Annotated in this window: 16 protein-coding genes; 8 read left to right on the forward strand and 8 right to left on the reverse strand. The window is 55.1% G+C overall.

Annotation, left to right across the window (positions count from 1 at the left end; translation table 11 throughout):
* Window positions 1–275 precede the first annotated feature (275 nt).
* A complete protein-coding gene (locus DMG62_02835; GenBank protein ID PYY24515.1) occupies window positions 276–623 on the forward strand; it encodes a hypothetical protein in 348 nt (115 codons plus the stop codon).
* A gap of 1 nt (window position 624) precedes the next feature.
* On the opposite strand, the gene DMG62_02840 is transcribed toward DMG62_02835, so the two are convergent.
* The 6 genes from DMG62_02840 to DMG62_02865 form a co-directional block, all read right to left on the reverse strand.
* Entirely contained in the window at window positions 625–2754 is a 2130-nt protein-coding gene (locus DMG62_02840; protein ID PYY24516.1) for an elongation factor G, read from the reverse strand.
* A 357-nt stretch (window positions 2755–3111) separates the two neighbouring features.
* Window positions 3112–3465, reverse strand: a complete 354-nt coding sequence (locus DMG62_02845; protein ID PYY24517.1) for a hypothetical protein — start codon at window positions 3463–3465, stop codon at window positions 3112–3114.
* Between the two features lie 216 nt (window positions 3466–3681).
* The gene (locus DMG62_02850; protein PYY24518.1) at window positions 3682–4464 is read right to left on the reverse strand and encodes an enoyl-CoA hydratase; all 783 of its coding nucleotides are present in this window, start codon (window positions 4462–4464) and stop codon (window positions 3682–3684) included.
* 88 nt (window positions 4465–4552) lie between these two features.
* Entirely contained in the window at window positions 4553–5446 is an 894-nt protein-coding gene (locus DMG62_02855; GenBank protein ID PYY24519.1) for a 3-hydroxybutyryl-CoA dehydrogenase, read from the reverse strand.
* A gap of 39 nt (window positions 5447–5485) precedes the next feature.
* Window positions 5486–6688 (reverse strand): acetyl-CoA C-acyltransferase, encoded by a 1203-nt coding sequence (locus tag DMG62_02860; protein PYY24520.1) that lies wholly within the window; start codon window positions 6686–6688, stop codon window positions 5486–5488.
* A gap of 116 nt (window positions 6689–6804) precedes the next feature.
* On the reverse strand, window positions 6805–9393 hold the full coding sequence (locus tag DMG62_02865) for a hypothetical protein (GenBank protein PYY24521.1): 2589 nt from the start codon (window positions 9391–9393) through the stop codon (window positions 6805–6807).
* A 317-nt stretch (window positions 9394–9710) separates the two neighbouring features.
* Between DMG62_02865 and DMG62_02870 the strand changes: the two genes are divergently transcribed.
* The 5 genes from DMG62_02870 (at window position 9711) to DMG62_02890 (ending at window position 16167) form a co-directional block, all read left to right on the forward strand.
* Window positions 9711–10883, forward strand: a complete 1173-nt coding sequence (locus DMG62_02870) for a kynureninase (GenBank protein PYY24522.1) — start codon at window positions 9711–9713, stop codon at window positions 10881–10883.
* 261 nt (window positions 10884–11144) lie between these two features.
* Window positions 11145–11762 carry a repressor LexA gene (locus DMG62_02875; GenBank protein PYY24523.1) on the forward strand — a complete coding sequence of 206 codons (618 nt, stop codon included), beginning with the start codon at window positions 11145–11147 and terminating at the stop codon, window positions 11760–11762.
* Between the two features lie 320 nt (window positions 11763–12082).
* On the forward strand, window positions 12083–13513 hold the full coding sequence (locus DMG62_02880) for a replicative DNA helicase (GenBank protein PYY24524.1): 1431 nt from the start codon (window positions 12083–12085) through the stop codon (window positions 13511–13513).
* Window positions 13514–13609: 96 nt separating this feature from the next.
* Window positions 13610–15721, forward strand: coding sequence for a molybdopterin oxidoreductase (locus DMG62_02885; GenBank protein PYY24525.1), 2112 nt, complete (start codon window positions 13610–13612; stop codon window positions 15719–15721).
* A 194-nt stretch (window positions 15722–15915) separates the two neighbouring features.
* A complete protein-coding gene (locus DMG62_02890; GenBank protein PYY24526.1) occupies window positions 15916–16167 on the forward strand; it encodes a hypothetical protein in 252 nt (83 codons plus the stop codon).
* A gap of 48 nt (window positions 16168–16215) precedes the next feature.
* On the opposite strand, the gene DMG62_02895 is transcribed toward DMG62_02890, so the two are convergent.
* Window positions 16216–18576 (reverse strand): hypothetical protein, encoded by a 2361-nt coding sequence (locus tag DMG62_02895; protein PYY24527.1) that lies wholly within the window; start codon window positions 18574–18576, stop codon window positions 16216–16218.
* A gap of 159 nt (window positions 18577–18735) precedes the next feature.
* Here DMG62_02895 and DMG62_02900 point away from each other — a divergent pair, with 159 nt between their 5' ends.
* Window positions 18736–20121 (forward strand): hypothetical protein, encoded by a 1386-nt coding sequence (locus tag DMG62_02900; GenBank protein PYY24528.1) that lies wholly within the window; start codon window positions 18736–18738, stop codon window positions 20119–20121.
* Window positions 20122–20388: 267 nt separating this feature from the next.
* On the opposite strand, the gene DMG62_02905 is transcribed toward DMG62_02900, so the two are convergent.
* Complete coding sequence (locus DMG62_02905) at window positions 20389–21018, reverse strand: nitroreductase family protein (protein PYY24529.1); 630 nt, start codon at window positions 21016–21018, stop codon at window positions 20389–20391.
* Window positions 21019–21244: 226 nt separating this feature from the next.
* Between DMG62_02905 and DMG62_02910 the strand changes: the two genes are divergently transcribed.
* Window positions 21245–23320: a hypothetical protein gene (locus DMG62_02910; protein PYY24530.1), complete on the forward strand. Its 2076-nt coding sequence runs from the start codon at window positions 21245–21247 to the stop codon at window positions 23318–23320.
* Window positions 23321–23486: the final 166 nt, after the last annotated feature.

Consider the following 23486-nt stretch of genomic DNA (forward strand, 5'->3'; position numbering starts at 1 on the left):
CGCTGTTAATTCACTGTTAATTCACTGCCTCTTTCTTGATCGCCAGTACTGACGCGGACTTCCCGCGGGATAAAAAAATTCGCTGTTTTTTTCGCTGATATTTTCGCTGTTATGTGACGTAACAGCGAATTAACAGTGAATTTTGCAGAGCAGACTCCAAACCACGAAAATTAACTATTTGGTACTAAGGCGCGTTTTTGGGCCAATCAAAACCGCTGCAGCGCTCCCTTTTAGTTATGGTGGGGTGAAAGAACTCCAGCTATGGCGGCTCGGGAATGACTCGGAAAAAAAAGGGACAGGCGCGGGTGCAAAAGGTAAACTCCCGCGGACTCTGGATCGCGCCAGAACTGGAAAGAACGATTAAGGGTGAACGTGGACGCCGTGGTCTGGTCGATCCGCCCTACGGTTATTATCTGCAGCTCGCTGATATCGCTCTGAAGTCGCCGACGCCTTCGAACTCTGGCCCCAGTCCTTTTCCCATTACCGAATGGCCGGCACTGACGGCTCCCAAGCCTCCTAAACCCCGGTTGCCAAAACCGCCGAAGAGCCCCAAGCGTCCTCGTCCTAATCTGCCGAAACCGCCTAAGTCAGACCGGCCCAAGCCGGCGGGACGCGAAAAATAGCTTATTCCTCCACCTCTACCAGTTCGCCGCGCTCCGCTTTGGCCGCCGCAATGATTTTTTCCTGCAGGGCCGCGGGCACGATGTCGTAATGGTGCATCTCCATGGAGAAGCTGCCGCGACCTTGCGTCATTGAGGTGAGATCGACGCCATACGACAGCATCTCCGCCATGGGGACTTCTGCTTTTACCACGGTAATTCCACCTTTGTTGTCCATACCCTGAATGCGGCCACGGCGGGAATTTAAATCGCCCATGATACTGCCGGCGAACTCGTCAGGAATGGAGATCTCGGCATGCATGATCGGCTCAAGCAGGGCTGGCTTAGCCTGCTCCATAGCTTGCCGGAAGGCGAGACGGCCGGCCATCTTGAACGAGAGTTCGTTGGAGTCCACCTCGTGATAGGAGCCGTCATAAAGGCTCACCTTGAAGTCGACGACGGGATATCCGGCAAGATATCCGCGACCCGCCGCTTCCACGATTCCCTTCTCTACTGCGGGAATGAAGTTCTTCGGGATAGCGCCTCCGAAGATGTCGTTAACAAACTCAAAGCCTGCGCCATGAGCCAACGGCTCCATCTTGATCTTGCAATCGCCAAACTGTCCGTGGCCGCCGCTTTGCTTCTTGTGACGCCCATGCGCGTCGGCTTTGCCGCGAATCGTTTCCCTGTACGGAACCTTTGGAGCCTTAAGCACTACTTCCGTGTGATAACGCTTCTTCAGCTTGGAGACGATGACTTCAATATGCTGCTGGCCAGTTCCGGCAATGAGAAATTCCTTCGTTTGCGCGTCGCGGAAGAAGCGCACCATCTGGTCCTCTTCCATCAGCCTATGAAGACCATTGGCCAGCTTGTCTTCATCGGCCCGCGTCTTGGGCTCGATGGCAAAGGTAATCGCAGGCTCTGGGAACGTGACTTGCGAAAAGTTCACTGGGCGGGACTTCTCTCCGAGGCTGTCGCCTGTCAGGGTTCCCTTGAGCTTTGCCACAGCGCCGAGATCGCCGGCATGTAACTCGCTGACGTTTACCGCTGTTTTTCCTTGCATCACCGACAGATGAGAAAACTTCTCGCCCACATTGCGGGTGAAGTTGTGTAGGGTCGCGTCGTTCTTTACAACTCCGGAAAAAACTTTGAAGAATGTGATGTGACCTGCGAATGGGTCAGAGATCGTCTTAAAAACGTAGAGCGCCAGCGGACCCGAGTCGGTGATGGTGAGCGTCTCGCTTGAGGCACCATTGCCGCTGGCGCCATTACCAGATGACGTCCCTGGGGCCAATCGTATCGGCGCGCTCTCGGCTGCAGTCGGCGCGTATGTGACGAGAAAATCCAGGATGTGATCTGTGCCGATGTTGCCGAGCCCTGAAGCAAACAAAACCGGGAAAATCCGGTCTTCGCGAATGGCTTCGTGCAACGCCCCGATGAGGTGATCTTCAGGAATCGTTCCCTTTTCGAAAAACTCCTCCATCAGCTCATCTTTGCCTTCTGCTACTAACTCGACTAACGCCTCATGCGCTGCCTTGGCCTCTTCGGCAAGGTCTGCGGGAATCGGTCCTTCCTTTCCCTTTCCATTGCCGCCCATGGAATACGTGTAAGCCTTCATCGTGACCAAATCCACGACGCCTGTAAGATTACGTTCGGCGCCAATCGGAAGGAATACCGGTACTACTTGCCGTCCGAAAGCTGCCCTGAGAGATTCCAGCACACGGTCCTTGTCCGCGCGATCACGATCCATGCGATTCACGACAATAATGCGGGGCATGTCCATCTCAGCGGCGTAATCCCAACCCCGGCTGGTCATTGCCTCAACGCCACTCACGCCATCGACTACGATCAGCGCCGCCTCCGCGGGAACAAGCGCCGCCTTGGCCTCATGCAGGAACATATTGAAGCCGGGCGTGTCGATCAGATTGATCTTGCACTTGTCCCATTCGCAGTATGCCGGCGTCATCGCGATCGACATCTGCCGGGCAATCTCTTCCTCGTCCCACGCGGTAGCCGCCGAACCGTCGTCCACCCTTCCGAGGCGGGGAGTCGAGCCAGCTGTATACAGCAAGGCTGAGATTAAGGATGTCTTCCCACAATGGGAGTGGCCGAGAACGGCAACATTGCGCAGACTCGCGCTTTCATAAGTCTTCACGAAGGACCCCTTTCGCTTCGGAGCTGAAATGTAATTGGAATTGCGTTTTTAGAGGCGGCTGGTTGGGAGTGCAGTGACCGGCAGAAATTTGAGCGGGAGCTTCGCGTCCGTTGACACGGACGCGATCCTACTCTGCCCGGGCGCCATCTCCCTGACTTTTGGGATTCAGGCTCCTCGCACACTGCTCGCGCGGAGACGAGCATTCGCGTCGTGGCGAGGAAAGCCATAGGACATCACACGCTGCTGAGGGACGCAGCAGACGGGCTCAAGCCCTGGAAAGAAACGGAATCGTAACACGGAGAACCGACGCCGCTCAAACCGTCCGGCTGCAAGTGGCGGGGGCAGCCTCAGATGCCTTCAATGGATGACGCTTACGTCGTGATTGCGGAACCGCACTCCAAATCCAGTCGCGCCGCCGTGCGGAGACTTCTCGACGCGAACTACCTGAGTGTGACATGTAACCCGCACATTTCTTCCAGCCAGCGGGACAGCGAAGTGCACTGTGAGTTCCGCATTGACGGCAGGGGTGAAGCCGGAATACAGGAACGCCCCACTAAGACTGATGTCGCGTACCAGCGCGGCATGATGTCTGGGGCTTATTTCATGGCAAACTACTTCTGCGGGAATCGCAAGGAGAATGCGCATGGAAGAGCGGCGCCGGTCGAGTCCGCTGCGCATCATGTCCACTGCTAGATGGCGTTGCTGCAACATGCTTGACCTCCGTGGTTTCTGGCAGTGCACCAAAGGTGCAGCCAACGGGCCAATTGTAAGTAGCTGATATTTCAGACAGGGGAGCGGATCGAAACCCCATGATTCTGCAAATTTTTCACTGTGACGCCTGTTGGCGTGCCGATTTTATTGTTTGCTGAGTTGCAACGGATGTTGGGCAGCCGGATTGTGCAGTAGTAAATCGAAAGTTACTTGCGGTTACTTACCGTGAAAATTTGCGGCACGCTTTTCCAGAAAAGCGGAGGTGCCTTCCTTCTTGTCTTCTGTTGCGCAGGAAACGGCAAAGAGACTCGCTTCGAGATAGAGGCCTTCCTCCTGAGTCAATTCAATGCCGTGATTCACAGCTTCCAGGCAGTATTGGATTGCCAACGGAGCGTTCTTGATGATCGCCTGCGCAATTGTTTCAGCGCGCGGGATCAACTGAGCAGCCGGAAGCACTTCGTTTACCAGTCCGATCCGATGCGCCTCCTGCGCACTGATCATCTCGCCGGTAAGCAGAAGCTGCATGGCAATGCCTTTTCCAACAAGGCGCGGCAGGCGCTGCGTTCCGCCATAGCCAGGAATGATCCCGAGTTTCACTTCGGGCTGGCCGAGCTTGGCATTGTCGCTGGCCAAGCGCATCGTGCATGCCATGGCGATCTCGCATCCGCCGCCGAGAGCAAATCCGTTGATGCAGGCGATCACCGGCTTGCCGAGATTCTCGATCAGGTCGAGCACGGCTTGCCCGCGATGTGTGTACTCCTTTGCCTCGACAGGATTGTTCTTCTGCAACTCGCCAATGTCAGCTCCAGCGACGAAGGACTTCTCCCCCGCACCGGTGAGGATCACGACGCGTACTTCGCGATCCTGTTTCAGATCAGTAAAGGCATTCCGCAGTTCGCCCATTGTCGCCATGTTCAAGGCGTTAAGGACCTTAGGACGATTGATGGTGACATAAGCGATATTGTTCTTCTTCTCGAAGACGAGACTTTCAAAAGTCATAGCAAGTTCTCAATAACTAGTTCTAAGACCAGGTTGGGATCGCGACATTCAGCTTATTGCCAATCGCTAACTGCTCATCGCCAGCTGCTCACAGCTTCACCGGAAGTGGATTCTTCGGATCGCTCCAGTCGTAAAATCCTTTGCCAGTCTTCTTTCCGTACCAACCCGCCAGAACGAGTCTCTTGAGTAATGGCGGCGAAGCAAAGCGTTGCTCTTTAAATTCGTCGTACATCACGTGAGTAATGTAGTAGGTGGTATCGAGCCCTACGAAGTCCAGCAGGGTGAACGGTCCCATAGGATAGCCGCAGCCCAGCTTCATGGCATTGTCGATGTCAGGAATGGAACCGACACCTTCTTCGTACGCGCGAACGGCGTCCAACAGATAAGGCACCAGCAGGCGATTTACGATGAATCCCGTCTTGTCGGAGGTGCGCACCGGCACCTTGCCGAGCTTCTTTCCGAATTCGACTGCTGTATTGATGACGTCGTCGGCAGTAGCGATGGTGCGCACGACTTCGACGAGCTTCATCAGCGGCACAGGATTGAAAAAGTGCAAGCCAATAAATCGATCGACACGCTTCGTAGCCGTCATTAATTCCGTAACGGAGATCGAGGAAGTGTTTGTGGCAAAGATCGCATCGGCTTTCACGATTCCATCGAGCGCCGCGTATACCTTCTTCTTCTCGTCTATGTTCTCAATGATAGCTTCAATGACGATGTCAGACTGCGCGAGATCTTCCTTCTTCTGGGTGCCCTTCAGGCGCGCGCGGATTTCGTCTTTCTGCTGAGCGGTGACGCCACCCTTCTCCGGACCGCGCTCGACAAACTTCGCCAATGACGCATCGATGCCGGCAAAACCTTTGTCCAGGGCCTTCTGCTCAGCTTCAAGGACGGTGACTTCGTAGCCAGCCTGTGCAGCCACTTGGGCAATGCCTGAGCCCATCAAGCCACAACCGAGTACACCTACTTTGTTGATTTGCATTCTTCCTTGAGCTCCATTGTTCCGGAAAGTTTCAGAGATCTATGGAGTTAACGATTCGACGATCACCGCGATTCCCTGTCCACCACCTATGCAGGCAGTGGCCAATCCGTAGCGCTTTTTGCGACGTCGAAGCTCGTACAACAACGTGAGGACGAGTCGTGTGCCAGTCGCGCCGAGGGGATGTCCCAGCGCGATAGCTCCACCATTCACGTTTGTCTTCTCCCGATCAAGTCCGAGTTCCTTCTCCACCGCGAGATACTGAGCCGCGAAGGCTTCATTCACTTCCACGACGTCGATCTGATCCAGCGTAAGCCCAGCCTTCTGCAGCGCAGCTCGCGTCGCTGGGACCGGTCCGCTGCCCATGATGCTGGGATCTACACCGGCAATGCCCCAGCTCACCAAACGTCCCAAGGGCCTGAGAGCGCGCTTCTGGGCTTCCGCAACTGGCATCAACACAACCGCCGCTCCGCCATCGACAATGCCGCTGGCGTTTCCTGCGGTGACGGTACCTTCCTTACCGAATGAAGGCTTCAGCTTCGCGAGGCCTTCGAGCGTGCTGTCGGGGCGCAGGTGATCGTCTTTCTCGAACGTCTCGCCGGTGGGATTGCCGCGACGGTCCTTGAGCGCAACCGGCGTAATCTCCTCGCCAAGGCGGCATGATTTCTGCGCGTCGGCAGCTCGCTGTTGCGAACCAAGAGCAAATTCATCTTGCATCTCGCGGGTGATGCCTTGCTGTCCGCCATACCGCTCGGCTGTCTGCGCCATATAAAGTCCGCAGTAGGTGTCGAGCAGCGCGACCATGAGGGAATCTTCCATCTTGCCTTCGCCCAGGCCCAAGCCCCAGCGGGCCCCGCGAATGACGTGAGGCGCTTGCGACATCGATTCCATTCCGCCGGCGAGCGCGATCTTCGATTCGCCAAGCTGAATCATTTGGGCTGCGGTGACGATCGACTGCATTCCCGATCCGCATAAGCGATTTACAGTTAGCGCTGGAACTTCGATGGGCAAACCAGCGCGTAGCGCTACGTGACGCGCCCCATACAGCGCGTCGCCCGAGGTCTGCTGCGCATTTCCGAATACGGCATGATCGATCTCCGCCGGCTCCACGCCGGAGCGACGAATCGCTTCCTTGCTGGCGATCGCCGCAAGCTCCATAGCAGTAAAGTCGCGCAACTTGCCGCAATAGCGGCCCATAGGCGTGCGAGCGCCATTCACAATGGCAATATCTTGAGGCTGAAGCATGAGGTAACCCGTTGGTGAACGTGAATGCCCAGGTCAGCAGACGTAACTTCAGCCGGCTGGAGCAAACTTTTGAGTGTATCAGGAAGGGATTTCCAACAGGCTCGAGCTAAGAGCCGCTAGGCCACTTCAGCCGATTCCGTAATAGGCGCCATCGCATGAGCGGAGTTTGGCCCCTGAGACTGTGCGACATCCAAGGCTTGCTCGGCGCGATTGATCACTTCGGTCACAATATCGATCGGATCGTACTCTTTCTGAATTACAGCGCCAGCGACGCCCACGGTCATCGAAATCGGACTCTCGGTTCCTGGAACCTTCACGCCTGCAATGACCTTGCGGAATTTGTCGATGACGAAGAAGGAGTTGGTGTCTTTGGTATCCCCGAGAATGAGCGCGATGGTAGTCCGGTCATAGCGAATAGCGATATCTGTCTGGCGAATGTTCGCCGTGATGCTCTGCCCAAGGCTTTGCATCAAATTTTCGAGAGCGCTCTCTCCTGCCTCTCGCGACAACGCACTCACCTTGCCAAAATTGAGCAGCATAAGCGTCATGGGAACATTCTGCTGCAGCGAGCGTTTCACTTCCGCCATCATCACGTCAATGTACGATGCGCGCTTGAGCAAGCCCGATTTTTCGTCGGTCACGGCCAGCGTTTTCATCAGATTGCGGAGCTTCGCGTTGTTCACTGCCAGGACCATTTGATCCGCAATTGTCTTCAGCACCACGACATCAGCTGAGCGCCAGGCTCGCCGTTTGTCGGTCTGTTCCAGAATGAGAATTCCAACGTGTTGATCGCCGTCCATAAGCGGACAAGCGAGAACTGATTTCAGCTCCAGCGCCTTCAGGTACTGATCGATTCCCTTCAGCTCCGGCGCCTTCGCCACATCGTCAATCGCCGCTGATCCGCGCTGCACCGCGATGTTCTGCAGCACTCCGATCATACGAACGATGGCCATCACATCCGACTGCTTTACTCCAGGCGCACAATACTCCAGTGCGGCTGATGGCGGCTTGCCCGGACTGCATAGGCCGGCGACGCAGCGGCTCGCATTCCAGTGACGCCCAACATCATTTACTGCTGCGAACAAAACGCCCTTTACGTTCGACTGGCGATAAATATTCCGCGTAATCTCAGTTACGCGTGCCAAGTTGTCGACAGAATCATCCCCGCCAGGAGCAGGGCGAGAACCTATCGGTGCAGAGATTGACTCGACGCTAGGCTCTGCCGCGACGTCGGGACGGCTGGAGCTTTCGCCATATTTGGGAACGATGCCCGCGCTCACGTAGAGTTGACGCAGCTGTTCATTCTTCTTCTCTTCCTGCGGAAAAAGTTTCTGAATGCGCTCCAGCCGCTCCAGAGCCTTTGAGCGCATGGAGTATTGCATGAAGATCTCCGTTTGAAGCATGAGGTCCTCGAGCACAGTGGGCTCAGCTTCTGCATCAACCAAAGCTTTTATCTCCGCCTTTTGTGGCTCCGCCGACTCGTCCATGACCGGCTCTGCTCCAGCTTTCTGAAGCCGATTTGCGATATTCCGGTAGCGGTTCGAGTCGATTTTGCCGCGCAGTAACTCAAGGCGGCGTTCAGAGCCTTCGAGATAAGGATCAGCGTCGGTTGCGCGATCAAGGGCATCAGCTGCACGGCTAAAATCTCCCGCCGCGTAACGAAGCTGAAATAGCTGCATGAGAGCATCGCAATAATCGTGCTCGCGGTTGGTAGCGTTAAACAGCTCGCTCAGATAAACGAGAAATTCAGCATCGGGAGGATGAGCTTCAATCACCTCCCGCAGAAAAGCCGCGAACTCCTTTCGCGTCCCCAGTCGCTGCTGCTGGGCATCGATCTTGCGTGCCAGGTCGAGAGCTTCTTTGTAATGCTGCTGGCTCAACAGCTCTCCAAGAAGGGAATCCATATCATTGAGCCGTGCGGGACTTTTGACGTACAGCGCCCACAAGACTGGCGTGGCTTCTTTGGGACGGTGGGCCTCGAGTAAGGCCATCCCATAGGCTTTTCGATGTTCCGGCAGGCTGTTCTGCCCTGTGGCCGCGGTTTCGAATATCTGCAGCGCCCGCTCTGTCTCATTCTTGGCGAGGAGAGCGCTCCCGAACTGGAAGGCGATGTTGGGATTTCCGGGATCCTGCTGGTGAGCGCGCTCGAACCACTGAAAGGCCGATCGTCCCTCACCCTGTTCCTCAATTCCCATTCTGAGGAAAGCCTCGGCGGCCGTCTGGCGGTCGTTTAGTTTAGAAGCAAGTTCAGCCATTCGTCTGATATTTCGGGGCTCGGGATCGAGCGCCACCATCCGGCGCATCGCCGACAGTGCCTCATTCTCCCGGCGCTCCTGCAAAAATCCGTTAAACGCCGTGGTGTAGGCTTCGAGTGCCTCCCGCCGGCTTCCATTGCGTTCTGCCACCTGGGCGAAACGGAGTATCTGGCCTAGTTTGGGCGGAGCGACGCGAGTCAGCTTCTTATAGGTAACCAGCGCTTTGGCATTGTCACCCATGGCGAGCTCTCGATCGAAAAGCTCGCTCAGGAGCGCAGCAGCCTCATGATTGCGATTCGTCTGAAGAAACAGGTCCGCTGCGGTGTGGCGAACCTTATCGTTGCCGGGATCGACGTCCAAAATGGAAAGATATTCCTCCAGGGCGGAGTCAACTTTGCCCTTGTGAAGCAACTTCTCCGCTTTATCGAGACGTTTGGAAAAATCTGCCATTCAGGTAGCGAACCCTTTCGATTGTAAGCGTTACTCCACGCAAGCCCCAATGATTGTGTTGATTACGAAGGCACGGAAGTCATAGGTAAATCGCGGGATCGGTCAGCGGGCCGATGCCCTTTGTCATTCCCAAGGAAGTGAGGAGTCTCTAGCGATACGAAAATACGTTGCGATAGCCAGTGAATTGGCTTTCATTGCGTTGAAGAAGTCGGCCTGAAGGGCATCGGCGGCGATAGGGACTCTTCACCTCGTTCGGAATGACATAGGATTCCCAATGGCCCGATCACGCCATTCCCCTCCGCTGCACTCAGGCTAAAATGCTCTTCATGGCCGATGACCTTCTCCGCTTCCGTCCGGAGTTTTCCATCCTGGCGAATACCACTTATCTGATCAGTAATTCGCTGGGAGCTATGCCGCGGGCAGCGCAGCGGGCTCTGAACGAGTACGCCGAAGTTTGGGCAACGCGCGGAGTGCGCGCTTGGGAAGAAACCTGGTGGATGCTTGGGCACGAAGTTGGGGGACTCATCGAAGGACTGATGAATGGCGATTCCAACACCGTCTCGCTTCATCAGAATGTGACGCAGTGCCAGGCGGTTGTCGCCTCCTGCTTCGATTTTTCCGGTAAGCGCAACAAGGTCGTCTATACCGACCTGAACTTCCCTTCGGTGATGTATTTCTGGGAAGCTCAGCGCGCAGCTGGAGCTCGCGTGCACATGGTGCCTACCGACGACGGAATCCATGTTCCTACCGAACGGCTGCTGGCGGCGATCGATGAAGAAACTCTCCTGGTACCGATTTCGCACGTCATCTTTCGCAGCGCCTACATCAATGATGCCAAGGCGATCATCGACCGCGCACATCGTGTCGGCGCACACGTAGTTCTCGACACCTTCCAGTCTCTCGGCACAGTGCCGGTAGATGTTCGCGCTCTGAATGTGGACTTCGCCTGCGGCGGAGTCCTGAAGTGGCTGTGTGGCGGACCAGGTACTGCTTATCTGTACGTGCGCCCTGATCTCGGTAAGAAACTGCAACCTCGCCTTACCGGATGGGTGGCACACGAGAAGCCTTTTCACTTCGAGATCGGCCCCATCAAGTACGCTGATCCGCCATACAAATTCATGAACGGCACGCCCAATGTGCCGGCGCTCTACGCAGCACGTCCGGGCTTGAAGATCATTGCCGAAGCAGGAATCGGTAACATTCGCTCCAAGTCCAAGCGCCAGGTTGCAAAGCTGATCGAACTCTCCGATGCGCGGGGCTGGAAGGTAAACACTCCCCGCGATCCGGAAAATCGGGGAGGAACCGTTTCGATCGACATGCCCAATTCACAGGAAATCTGCGCCGAGCTCCTGAAGCGTGACGTGCTCGTGGACTGGCGTCCTAAGGCAGGCGTTCGTATGTCGCCGCATTTTTATACTTCAGATCAGGAGATCGAGACTGCGATTGCCACCGCAGAAGAAATCCTGAACGCCATGGCGGTCGCAAAGTAGACCATGGCTCGACAATCAGACGCAACAACTCACGCAGATAAACGCTCATCAGGGAATACACAAGCAGATCAGGCGGTGTTTGCTGTCTCCGAATCTGTTTCCACCCAAGTAAAAATCTGCGTCCATCGCCGAAATCAGCATTGCTCTGCGTGAGTGGTTGTGTTTGACTTTCGGAGCCATACCTAACCTGGTACAGAACGAAAGCAACTTTGCACAATTTTCGTTGACAATTCGCCTTTTCTTCGTGACACTTATTCGCGTATGGCACTCACCAAGCGGCAGCGCGAAATTTACGACTTCATTTCCAACTTCGTTCAGAACAAAGGCTACTCGCCATCTTTCGACGAGATCGGTTCCGGAATGGGCCTGCGTTCTCTTGCGACTGTGCATAAGCACATCACGAACTTAGAGCGAAAGGGGCTCCTCAAGCGGGATTACAACCGCAGCCGCTCGATCGATTTGCTGCCGGTAAGAGGAATGCGAGCGCGCCAAAAGCAAGTTGAATCTCAGCGCTTGCCTCTGCTCGGACGCATCGCTGCCGGCCGTCCGGTGGAGACCTTCGAAAATCCAGAGAGCATCGGACTCGATGACATCACGCGGTCGAGAGAAGTTTTCGTGCTCGAAGTTCGCGGCGACTCGATGCAGGATGAACACATTGTCGACGGTGATTACGTGATGGTCGAGCGCGTGAAAAATGCGCAGAACGGTGAGATCGTCGTGGCACTGATCGAAGGCATCGAAACGACTCTCAAGCGTTTTTATCGTGAAGGACCAAAGGTGAGATTGCAGCCGGCTAATACATCTATGACGCCGATTATGGTCGCAGCAAACGCAGTGCAGATTCAAGGTCGAGTGATTGGTGTGCTGAGGAAGTATTAGGAGGCGGCTGAGCCAGGAAGTCGCCCCGGAGGGGCATCATGCGAAGCCCGGCACGAATAGTGCTGGGGCAAGAATGGGTTCTCTGAGCGCCGGAGGCACGACAGCAATCTCCGGTGTCATCCCTCCGGGACTTTAATCTCTTCCACTCCTTACCCAAGACTTTGGTGCTGGGCTTTACCTTCAGGCCCTCCGGGCCAAACATCTTCGATTACGCACATGTTTGCGTGCACCTCCTCAACACCGAGGCATCTCTTTCACAAATTCCCACAAAAAACTTTCTTATTCACAAGCTACCCACAGAGGTGCACCAGCGGCGCCCGATGAACCTCGAATATTTCCGCTTACAATCCGGTCTCGCGACCTTGGCTACTGCGGATCTAAATCTCGAACGAGGCATGCCGGCGAGCATCGAGGCTGAGAAGTCCATCCTCGGCGCCATCCTTCTCGACAACCTCGCATACAACGAAGCGGCTGAGACGCTTAAAGCGGACGACTTTTATCTCGATTCGCACAGGCGTCTGTTTGCTCGAATCATGGACTTGATGGAGACCGGCCGACCGGTGGACATCATCACCCTCACAGAAGAGCTCTCTAAGAGAAAAGAAGTCGAATCAGTGGGCGGCGTCGCTTACATTTCATCGCTCACTGACGGGCTGCCCCGTCGTCCGAGCATCGTACAGTACGTCCGCATTGTGCGCGACAAGGCGCTGCTGCGGTCTCTGATTCACGCGTGCAGCGGAGCGATGGCACGTGCCGCTGAACAGGCCGATCCTGCGGAAGAGATTATCGACGCTGCGGAATCGGCAATCTTTCAGATTTCGGAAAATCGAATCGGCCAGGGCTTTCTCGGGATTCCTGAAATCGTCAAGGAATCCTTCGGGAGCGTTGACGCTTTGTATGAACGTGGTCAGCGCATCACTGGCCTGGAAACGTACTACGAAAAGCTTGACGAGCTGACCAGCGGTCTCCAGCCATCGGACCTGATTATCATCGCCGCCCGTCCCTCAATGGGAAAAACCGCATTCGCGATCAATATCGCGGAGAATGCCGCCGTTCGTGGCAGAAAAGTTGTCGGGGTCTTTTCCCTGGAAATGTCACGCGAGGCTCTTGTCCTGCGTATGCTCTCCTCGCAGGCTCACGTGGACTCGCACAAACTTCGCACCGGTTTTGTCAGCCGCGATGATCGGCAGAAACTCGTGAGCGCGCTCAACTCGCTCGCCGAAGCCAAGATCTTCATCGACGATACGCCCGGCATCTCGCTCACGGAGATGCGCGCGAAAGCGCGCCGTCTGGCGCAGCAAAATAACGGCAAGCTTGATCTCATCGTCGTTGACTATCTCCAACTCATGAGCGGCGGCGGCGGAAAGCGATACGAGAACCGTACCCAGGAAGTTTCTGCGGTATCGCGCGGACTGAAGGCGCTCGCGAAGGAATTGCGAGTGCCGGTGATCGCCTTATCTCAGTTAAGCCGTGCTCCGGAGAGTCGCGGGAAAGGCGAACAGCGTCCGCAGCTTTCGGACTTGCGCGAATCAGGATCGATTGAGCAGGATGCCGATGTCGTCGCCTTTATCTTCCGGGAGGAGTACTACATGCGCCGGGAGGAAGTGCCGCCAGAGATCGAAGGCGTCGCCGAAATCATCATTGCCAAGCAGCGCAACGGACCGACAGGCAGCGTGAAGCTGGCGTTTCTCAAGAACTCCACTCGCTTCGAAAACATGATGGACGGCGCTCCGCCACCTTCAGAATACTGACTTGTCGCAATCGTTGCGCCGTGTCCTGCTTGTGGACTGTCTCGACTCTGCAAACCAAAACGCACCTGACGCCTGGCTCTATAATGAATTCATCTCATGGCCCGAGTCGTTCATGCTGCCTGCTCGCACGATTGTCCTGACTCGTGTGGCGTGCTTATCACGGTTGACGATCTCGGCCGCGCAACGCGCCTGCGCGGTGATCCAGATCACCCAGTCACACGCGGATTTCTCTGCGCCAAGGTTACGAAGTATCTCGACCGCGTCTACTCCCCAGATCGTGTTCAGTATCCAATGGCGCGCATCGCGCCAAAAGGACATGGTGTACGGAGCGGCACTGATGTCGCGCAGATTTTCAGACGAATTTCCTGGGATGAGGCCTATGACCAGATAGCGCGGAAATTCCAGCAGATCAGCAATGAGTTCGGACCGGAAGCGATTCTTCCTTATTCTTACGCCGGCACGACGGCGGTGCTCAGCTACGGGTCGATGGACCGTCGTTTCTTTCACCGACTTGGGGCCTCGCAGCTCGACCGCACAATCTGCGCGACTGCGGGCGGCGAAGCATTGGTTTCGGTTCTCGGACGCAAAATCGGTACGGATACGGAACTGTTCCCTCGTGCAAAGTACATCATCGCCTGGGGCGCGAACATTCACGGCAACAATGTGCATCTGTGGCCGTTTATCGAAGAAGCGCGTCGCAATGGCGCCAAGTTCGTCGTAATCGATCCTTACAAGACGCGTACCGCGCAGTGCGCGGATTGGTATCTGCCGATCAATCCGGGGACTGATTCCGCGCTCGCGTTGGGCATGATGCACGTGATCATTACAGAGCGCCTCTATGACGCCAACTATGTACGTAAGCATGTCAACGGCTTCGATGAGCTTACGGAGCGCGTGCGTGAATATCCTCCGGAGCGCGTTTCTCAGTGGACTGGCATTTCTGCAGAAGACGTGGTGAGACTGGCGCGGGAATACGCAACTACTACTCCCGCAGTCATACGCGTCAACTATGGTGTGCAGCGCAGCCAGAACGGCGGCACTAATGTTCGTACCATCACGATGCTGCCCTGCATTATCGGAGCTTGGAAGCACGCCGGCGGCGGCATCCAGCTTTCCTGCAGCGGCGCGTTCAGGCTGAACAAAGAGTTCCTCGAACGTCCGGACTTGATGAAGACCAGTCCGCTCGAACGACCAGCTCGTGTGGTGAATATGTCCGAATTGGGACGCGCACTAACAGCGATGGACAACCCACCCATCAAGGCAATCTTCGTTTACAACTCTAATCCCGCAACGATCGCCCCCAATCACAACGATGTCGTACGCGGCTTCCTGCGTCGCGATCTGTTCACGGTCGTGCACGACCAGTTTTTCACCGACTCGACTGACTATGCGGACATCGTTCTCCCAGCCACGACCTTCTTCGAACAGAAGGACATTCAGCAGGCTTACGGCCACTATTACCTGCAGATTTCGGAAAAAGCCATCGAACCTGTCGGCGAATCGAAGTCTAACGTCCAGATGTTTGGCGAGTTGGCCCAGCACATGGGCTTCCCAGAGCCGTGCTTCCGCGAATCAGTCGAGGAGATGATTGATGGCGCTTTGGATTCCTCCGATGCTTGGTTGAAAGGGATCAACCGCGCTCGACTGGAGCGCGAAGGTCATGTGCGCCTTAACTTTGGAAGCGATGACTTCCTGCCGTTTGCCAATGGCGGATTCTCCACTGCGGACGGCAAAGCCAGAATCCTGAACGACGATTTAGTGAAGCTGGGCTTGGATCCGGTGGCCAAATTTGAGCCTCCGGTAGAATCTCGCCATTCCGAAGGCGCTCGCAAGTATCCATTGGAACTTCTCTCCCGCAAAGCTGACAATTTTCTGAACTCAACATTCTGCAATGTCGACTCGCTCCTCTCGCTGGAACCCAAAACTAACAAACTGGAGATGAGCCATCAGGATGCCGATGCCCGAGGAATCACCAGTGGCGACCAAGTCAGGGTCTTCAACCATCGTGGCGAGGTACGTCTCACTGCCTTGGTGGATGGCACGGTACAGGAAGGCGTGGTCGCCAGCCGACTCAACTGGGCGAAGCTTACTCCCGATGGAATTGGGATTAATGCCCTGACTTCTGAACGGCTTACCGATTTGGGAGGCGGCCCTACCTTTTACTCGTGTCTGGTGGAAGTCGAGAAAATTGAGTCTCAGCGTAAGTAGTCACTTACTTGTTGCGATCGTCGCATCAGCTTCTAAACCAACAGCTTAGGGCTTCGCGGATAGCTCGATCCAGAGATTTGGCGAAGCGGAGTGCGCGCCAAATCCCATTTCGCTGAAAAACCGAGAACTTACTACTTACAACTGCCTTTCCATGGACATCATCGTAATGTGCTGGCCGAAAATAGACCCTTGACATGGTCTCCACTGAGGCTAAAATCAGCCGAACCGGATCAGAAATTTCCCGCACTATGAGTACTACCCAACCCGCTAAATTTCCACCCCAGAGAATCAGCATAGAACAAGTCTGCAAGCATCCTCGCGTGCGCGTAGTGGCGCGTGAGGACGACGCGGAATTTGTAGAGTGCCAGGAATGCGGAGAAGTTTTCGATTCCAGCGAATTCAAAGATATGGCAATCGAAGACCAGGCCCGCGCCGCCGAACTCTAACTCCCTTTCCAGTAAGATGCTTGACCAGCCTAGTGTCTCTATTTGATCTTAAGGCGAGGTCAGGATCGTCCCGTATGGATCAACGACCAGCCTTCTTGTTCCAGCAGGAACTGTGAGCGTAATAGCCGTTTCCTCTCCATCAGCGAAGACCCTGGCTAAGAATCTCAAGTCGCCCCTGACTGTTTCGGCATAGATGGGTACGGCAGTCACAAGATCCTCGGGAGCGTCTTTCTGCAAAAGCCTTCCGGAAGCGCGAAGAGCAGTCCCTTTGCGTTCAAGGCGGACATTGGACAATTGATACTTCGGCGTTGCTGTGCCGTTCACCCAGCCGTTGAAGAACCAGTCAAGAGACGGCTTGCCCTCGTGATAAAGCGACTTGGGCAGTGCGCGCTCGAACGCGCGCTGCATGTCACGCGTGCTCATCTGCTTACGAGAGTAGTCATGCTGCAGAGTGCGCAAAACGGAAAAGAACAGGTCGTCGGCGTACTCCCCAGAAACTCCTGAGCCATCACGCAGAAACTCACGGAGCATGTGCACCAGCCACGTTCCGCGGCCGTAGGCAATCAAATCGAATCCGCCCGGAAAGATGGAGGAGTTCAAGCGGTTTCCAAGCGTCACAGCCCCCGCTTCGCGATTGACTCTGCCTTCAGGGTTCTTTTCCCCAAGATGGAGCCGATAGTAGCGCAGTATGGTCTTGAAATCTTTCGGATAGTCGGCCTCGAAGCTCAGCATAGCCGAGTAATTCGCCAGCGCCTCGGAGATCCAACGGTCATGATAGGTCGTCCAGTAGACCGAATCACCCCACCATTGATGAGCGGTTTCGTGCGGCACCATGAGGCGCTCAAATAAGACGCGATCAAACTCCGAGCGCGGACCACCGCGCTCGTTCTGCGGCACGAACGCGTAGCTGGAGAGAAAGACCAGACTCGGCCAGCCTTGGCTTACGGTGCCGGGAAGCTGCGTTAAGGCGAGAGCACTGTACGGATAAGCGCCAATTCGTGGGCTCAGATAATCAATAGTGGCGGCGGCACTACTGGCAGCAGCCTCGCCGGCAGGTTTCGGTCTGGGCAGCGGCACCTGCACTGCGTGTGGCTGACCTGGACGATGCGGAGCAGGAATCACCGGTTCTACCATCGTTTGCGTAGCTGCAGGAAAGCTGCTCTCGACGCCGGCGGCGGCAAAACTCTCCACCCTCACGCCGCCAGCCATGACAGCGGATTCCTGATAGTGCCCCAAATTGAAACCGGCAACAGGAATGGCTCGCTCGGATACCCAGCGGGAGACCTGCATTCCATCGCTGGTCTGGAGGGCAGTTCTTTTGCCTGTCGCCACCAGTGTCCAGTCGGCGGGATAGCGGAACTCAAGGTCGAACATTGCCATGTTCAATCCCAAATTGGGATACCAGTTGCCGCGTGAGCCGACGTACAGCAGGCCGTTGCCGGCATCAGCCAGCACAGATCCCGAATACGTGAAACGCAGCCTCACTGTCTCGCCCTTGGCCATGGCCTGCGGCAGAATCACCGCAACGTAGTCATTCCCTTCACGCGCAATCCGAGATCCTTCCACGGCGTCGTTCTGAAGAAATTCGAGCGGCTTGCCCTTCATAATGATGGACGACACTTTGAGCAACCGAGACAATTCAAAGAGAACTGCACGCGTGCCTGGCTGCAGGACATCAAGCTCCAGCTCGGCATCTCCCTCAATCGTCTCTGGCGGGTACACGCTTGCTTTTATGCGGAATGTTTTCGGAAGAAGCGATAATCCTGCAGTAGCCGAGGGCTCTTCTTTGCGGTGCGAGCGCGAAATGAAAGAAGTCCAGACGTTGTAGAATGCGAAACCACCGGCTGCGTGTCCCACCTGACCAACACCGATCTGCTCGGGAGCCGCTTCGTCATAAAAAATGTCAAATGTTCCGTGATTCGCTCCCACTACGCGCGTATGTAAAAACCTCGTCGGGTCCGGGGAATTCGCGGGCGTATTCAAGTACGCCAAAAGCAAGCGCAGAGCATCTGTCTTCGCGAGCTCCTTAGCTGCAGCGTTGGACCTGTCCAGAATTTCCGGATTCTCTCCTTTACGCAGACCAGGTCCGAGTTCCTCTAGGAAATGATCGTCGAAGAAGCGGAAATAAGCCGACGTGAATTTCTCTTCCAGCACTGCAGTGTTTAGGAAGAGCGCCAGCGAAGCTCGCTCTCCCAGATCCGGCGGAATTAAAAGCACCTCACCGTCGCCTACGAAAAAAGCACAGTTGATGTGACCCTCGAGTTGTTCCCCAACGATAAGCCAGCCCTCATTGAGGGCAAAATGTAGATCTTCTCTATCAAAAGCAGCATCGCGTACGCGATAAACATTCTTCAGATCCAAACCGGAATCTCGCAGACTGCGATAGAGAGCCACCCCGGGCGTCGGCATCGGATTCTGAGCACTAACTGAAACGGGAGACCCACAAACAATGGCTACAGCCGCTAATCCAACGCATAGAACGTAAGGCCATGTCCTTCGAATTTTGAGATTCGCGATTACCAACGTCAGATCCTCGGAGGAAACCTTCTTATAAGGCGCGGAAGTCCGTTGCTAGAATGCTGCTCTGTGCATCTTCGATTCACCATCTGTATCTGCCTGCTCTCCTGTGCATGGGCTGACACCATTCATCTCAAGAATGGGCAGACCATTCGGGCCGACAGTGTAAGGGATACAGGCGACCGGGTGGAGTATGACATTGGCGACGATAAGTACGCCATTCCTAAGTCTTCAGTCGACCATATCGAGAGCGCATCCAGTGCCTCGGGCCCCGCGCATGTCTCTGGCAACGTCGCAGCTCCCAGAATTGACGCTGCCGGTCTTAACGAAGTCGCTCCTGATGGAAAGATAACACCAGAGCGTCTGGCGAAAATCGAGGCGAGCGGCGACAAATCGGCGCTCGCATCTGCGTTAATCCTTCTCGCCATTCAGGAACAGCAACACGGAAAAACTGACGACGCACTCACCCACATGGAGCGTGCTCTCAGCCTCGAGTCCGGCAACGGGGACGCCGCCGCTACATACGCCTGGCTGCTCCTGAAACAGGATCGAGCCTCTCTGGCACAGAGCTACGCAGAAGACGCAGTTCACAAGAGCCCAGAGTCCGCATTCGCACACAAAATCCTGGCAATCGCCTATTACAAAAACGACAGGATTCACGATGCTCTGGCCGAATTCAAGAGAGCGAAGGAGCTTGATCCAAATGATCCTGAAGTGGATGCGTACCTGAAGGCCGTTTCACGTCAAGCAAAAGCGGAAGCCGACTTTCGCAATGATGCCAGCACTCACTTCAATATGCGCTATGAAGGCGATAAGGCATCGCCGAAATTACGCGAACAGATCCTTCTCACCCTGGAGCGGCATTTCGCTGACCTCGTCTCCACCATGGGATTGCTGCCGCGAGATCCAATCGCGGTGGTGCTCTATACCAACCAAACTTACTTTGACGTCACGCTCGCTCCCAGTTGGACGGCGGCCCTTAACGACGGCAAGCTTCGCATTCCCATTGAGGGACTAACATCAGTTACGCCCGATCTCTCCCGCGTTCTGAAACATGAGCTGGCGCATTCATTCATTCGTCAGGCTACGAACGGAAAATGTCCCGTTTGGCTGAACGAAGGATTGGCGCAGCTGGTCGAACCGCAATCTGCCGCGAAGTATCGCACTCCCTTGAGCAATTTATTCCAGAACGGGAAGCAAGCCCCTTTGCAGTCGATAGAAGGTAGTTTTATCGGTCTCGATTCCAATCAGGCGGCCATCGCCTACATCGAGTCGCTGGCCTACGTGGAATATATTCGCAACGCCTACGGCATGAACCGCATTGCCGACATCATGCGTAGCTTAAGCGAAGGTCAAAGTCCGGAAGAGTCTCTAAAGTCCGTCATTCACGACGACTACTCGCAACTCGAAGAAGAATTCGCTCAGCACCTACGCTAAGGTTCTCTCTCCTGCAGAAAACACTGGCGAGCAGCATCGCAGCTAGACGAAGGAGCAGGTTGGCTGCAGTCATGATGGGGGTGTTGTATTCGCGGGTTTGCGTTGATTACGTGGTTCCGGCCCGCCCGCGGCCGGAATCTTTGCTGCCAACGCATTGTAAGACAAAGTACAAATCACACCTTGGTCCCGCGAATCAAGTCAAGTTGTAAACAGCGCAAGCCTAGTACCGGCCGAGGCGGCCGGAACCACGTAATCAAAACGCACTGATCAAAACTCTCTTCCCTGATTGAAAGCCAAGACTTCGTCCACGCTAAGACGAGGCTTACGCGGCGCATTGCCTGGAGCGGGATAGCCAAGAGTTATGAGCATTACCGGCACATAACGATCAGAGATGCCAAATATCTTCTTTACCTGCTCAGGATCGAATCCGATCATTGGCCCCGTCGCATATCCGCGAGCCTGGGCTGCGAACATGAACGTCATCCCCGCGAGTGCTCCAGATCGGATGGCTTCATCACGCTGGAATTGCGCGTTGCTTGCGTAAGCTGCCGCGGCTCGCTTTGCGCCGCTGTCGGCCGCTTCTTGAGTCATCTTGCCGCTCTTCACCAGCGGAGCGAGGATCGTGCTTAGCTTCTCGTATCCGCGCAAATCCCCGAGGACGATCATCGTGGCTGATGCTTGTCCGACCTTCGCCTGATTGTGGGCCGCAGCCTGCAATAGTCTCTTCTTCTCAGGATCGGTGACCGCGACAAATCGCCAATGCTGAATGTTGAAGGAGGACGGGGCTTGGGTTGCATCGGCTATGATCTCGCGAATCTCAGCCTCGCTAATTGGTTTGTTCGGATCAAACAGATTTATCGACGTGCGTTCGCGGATAACCGTTACGGCATCTTTCATTCGTGAGCTCTCCCACAATTCTTTTTGACAAAACTCTTTCTTCTATTAAGAAGAATGCAACCGAGGGATCGAAAATGCGTTGATATATGGACAACGACCGACGCGCGACCTCGCACGGTGTTTGCCTGTAGCTCGTTGGAGCCCATCTACGCTAATCTCTGACTCATTTAACATAAAGGGTTTTGTCAGGTCCGAAGGAGGGCTTGTGTATTGCTGGTTTCTGGTAATGATCTTCATCTGTTGTTTCGCGTCATTCGCTACGGCTCAGAAGACGGTTTCAAAAAAGAAACCCTCACTTTCCGCTACTTCCCAGTCCACGCTTGTAGATCGCATCGGCGACACCGGATTTATTCAGCTCAACGCCGAGAGCTTTCATTCGCTCAACTCCAACCAGCAGGCGCTTGGATACTGGCTCTCACAGGCGGCCATCGCCATCGATCCCGTTATCTATGACCAGTTGTCGGCCCATGCGTTGCGCGAGAAGAGGCTTCTCGAGGAGATCGTCGCACGTCCCCAAGGCGTCGATCCAGAAGTGATGAAAAAGATCACGAATTACGCGAAGCTCTTCTGGGGCAATCGCGGCAATCACAACGAGAACACAGCACAGAAATTCCTGCCCGACTTTTCTTTTGAGGAATTCAAACAGGCTGTGCTGACCGCGCAGAAAAACGGAGCCTTCAAAACAACGTACGCCGATCTGCAGCCCCTCGCCTCAGAAGATGCGCTGAACAAAGAACTCGATGAGCTCAAGGCGCCAATCTTCGATCCTAATTTCGAACCCATGAATACCGCCAAGAGCCCGTCCGGCGGTAAAGACATCATTCAGGCGAGTTCGAATACGTTCTATGCCGGCCTGTCATTGAACGATTTGAAGGATTTCAAGGAATCGCATCCGCTGAACTCGCGTGTCGTGCGCGGCAGCGATGGCAAGCTTCAAGAACAGGTGTATCGTGCCGGCACTCCCGATGGCAGCGTGCCGGCGGGCTTGTACGCTACTTATTTAAGAAGAGCGAACGAATATCTCGAGAACGCCAAAGCAATCGCTGATCCAGCACAAGCGCAGGTAATCGCTGATTTAATTCGCTACTACCAGACCGGTGATCCAGCCGACTGGCTGAAGTTCGGCAGCGACTGGGTACAGAACAATGCTACGGTCGACTTCGCCAATGGATTCATCGAAGTCTATCGCGATGCGCGAGGCGCAAAGGGCAGTTCACAGGCTTTCGTATCGGTAACAGACAAAAAAGTCACCGATGCGATGATTAAGCTCGCCCAGAACGCCGAATACTTCGAGCAGAAGGCTCCCTGGAACGATAAGTACAAGAAGACTGCGTTTAAGGCGCCGGTCGTGAAAGCGGTCGAGACACTGATCGAGACTGGCGACTTTCACGTGAACACGGTTGGCGACAACCTTCCGAACGAAAACGAGATTCACGAAAAATACGGCACGAAGAACTTTCTTTTTACCGGGAGCAGCCGCGCGCTGAACGACGCTGCGGGATTCTCCTCGCTGGAGGAATTCGGCTCCGATGCCGAAGTGATTGCTCGTGGAAAAAAGTACGGAGACGAAGCTGAGGATCTGTTCACGGCGATGCACGAGGTAATCGGCCATGGCTCAGGCAAGCTGAGCGATCGCCTGAAGAGTGGCGCCGAAGCATACCTCAAGGAATATTTCTCCACGCTTGAAGAAGGACGCGCAGATCTGATGGGACTGTGGAACGCCTTTGATCCAAAACTGAAAGAGCTTGGCCTCATTAGCAATCAGACTGAAGTCGCGAAGGCAATGTACGACTCCGCTGCGCTGGCGCCCCTAACCCAATTGCGTCGCATGCCCAAAGGACAGACGATCGAGGAAGATCATCAACGCGATCGTCAACTCATCACTCATTACATTCAGGACAAAGTTCCTGGATCGATTGAGCAGTTCGATCGAGATGGAAAGACCTTCGTCCGAGTAAAGGATTACGAGCTCATGCGTAAAGGTGTGGGCATGCTGCTGGCGGAGATCATGCGCATCAAGGCGGAAGGCGATTACGAGGGAATCAAGGCGCTCGTCGACAAATACGGAACGCGCTTCGATCCTATGCTTCGCGATCAGGTCGTCGTTCGGTTCAAAAAGCTAAATCTTCCAACCTACTTTGCAGGAATAAATCCTATGCTTACTGCTGCCGGGAGCACGGCAGCGGTAAAGGTTCAAATGAGCTATCCGCGGGATGCCGTGAAGCAGTACTTGACTTACGGAGCGATGTACAGTGAGGGGTTGAAGTCTGCTATGAAGTCGAAGCAGCCAGCGCCGAAGTAACGTTAGAGGTAAGTCTGAATTGTTGTTGAAGGGGCACGGCTTCAGCGAAGCGGAGCCGTGCTATTAAACCTACCGAAAATCGGGCTTCAGTCCCTGAGGCTGTTCCTCCCATTTGAAGAAATCCCTCAGCGGCTGAAGCGGACTTTAAGAACCCGCAGATGGCACG

This window comes from Acidobacteriota bacterium (assembly GCA_003225175.1).
GTDB lineage: Bacteria > Acidobacteriota > Terriglobia > Terriglobales > Acidobacteriaceae > Gp1-AA112.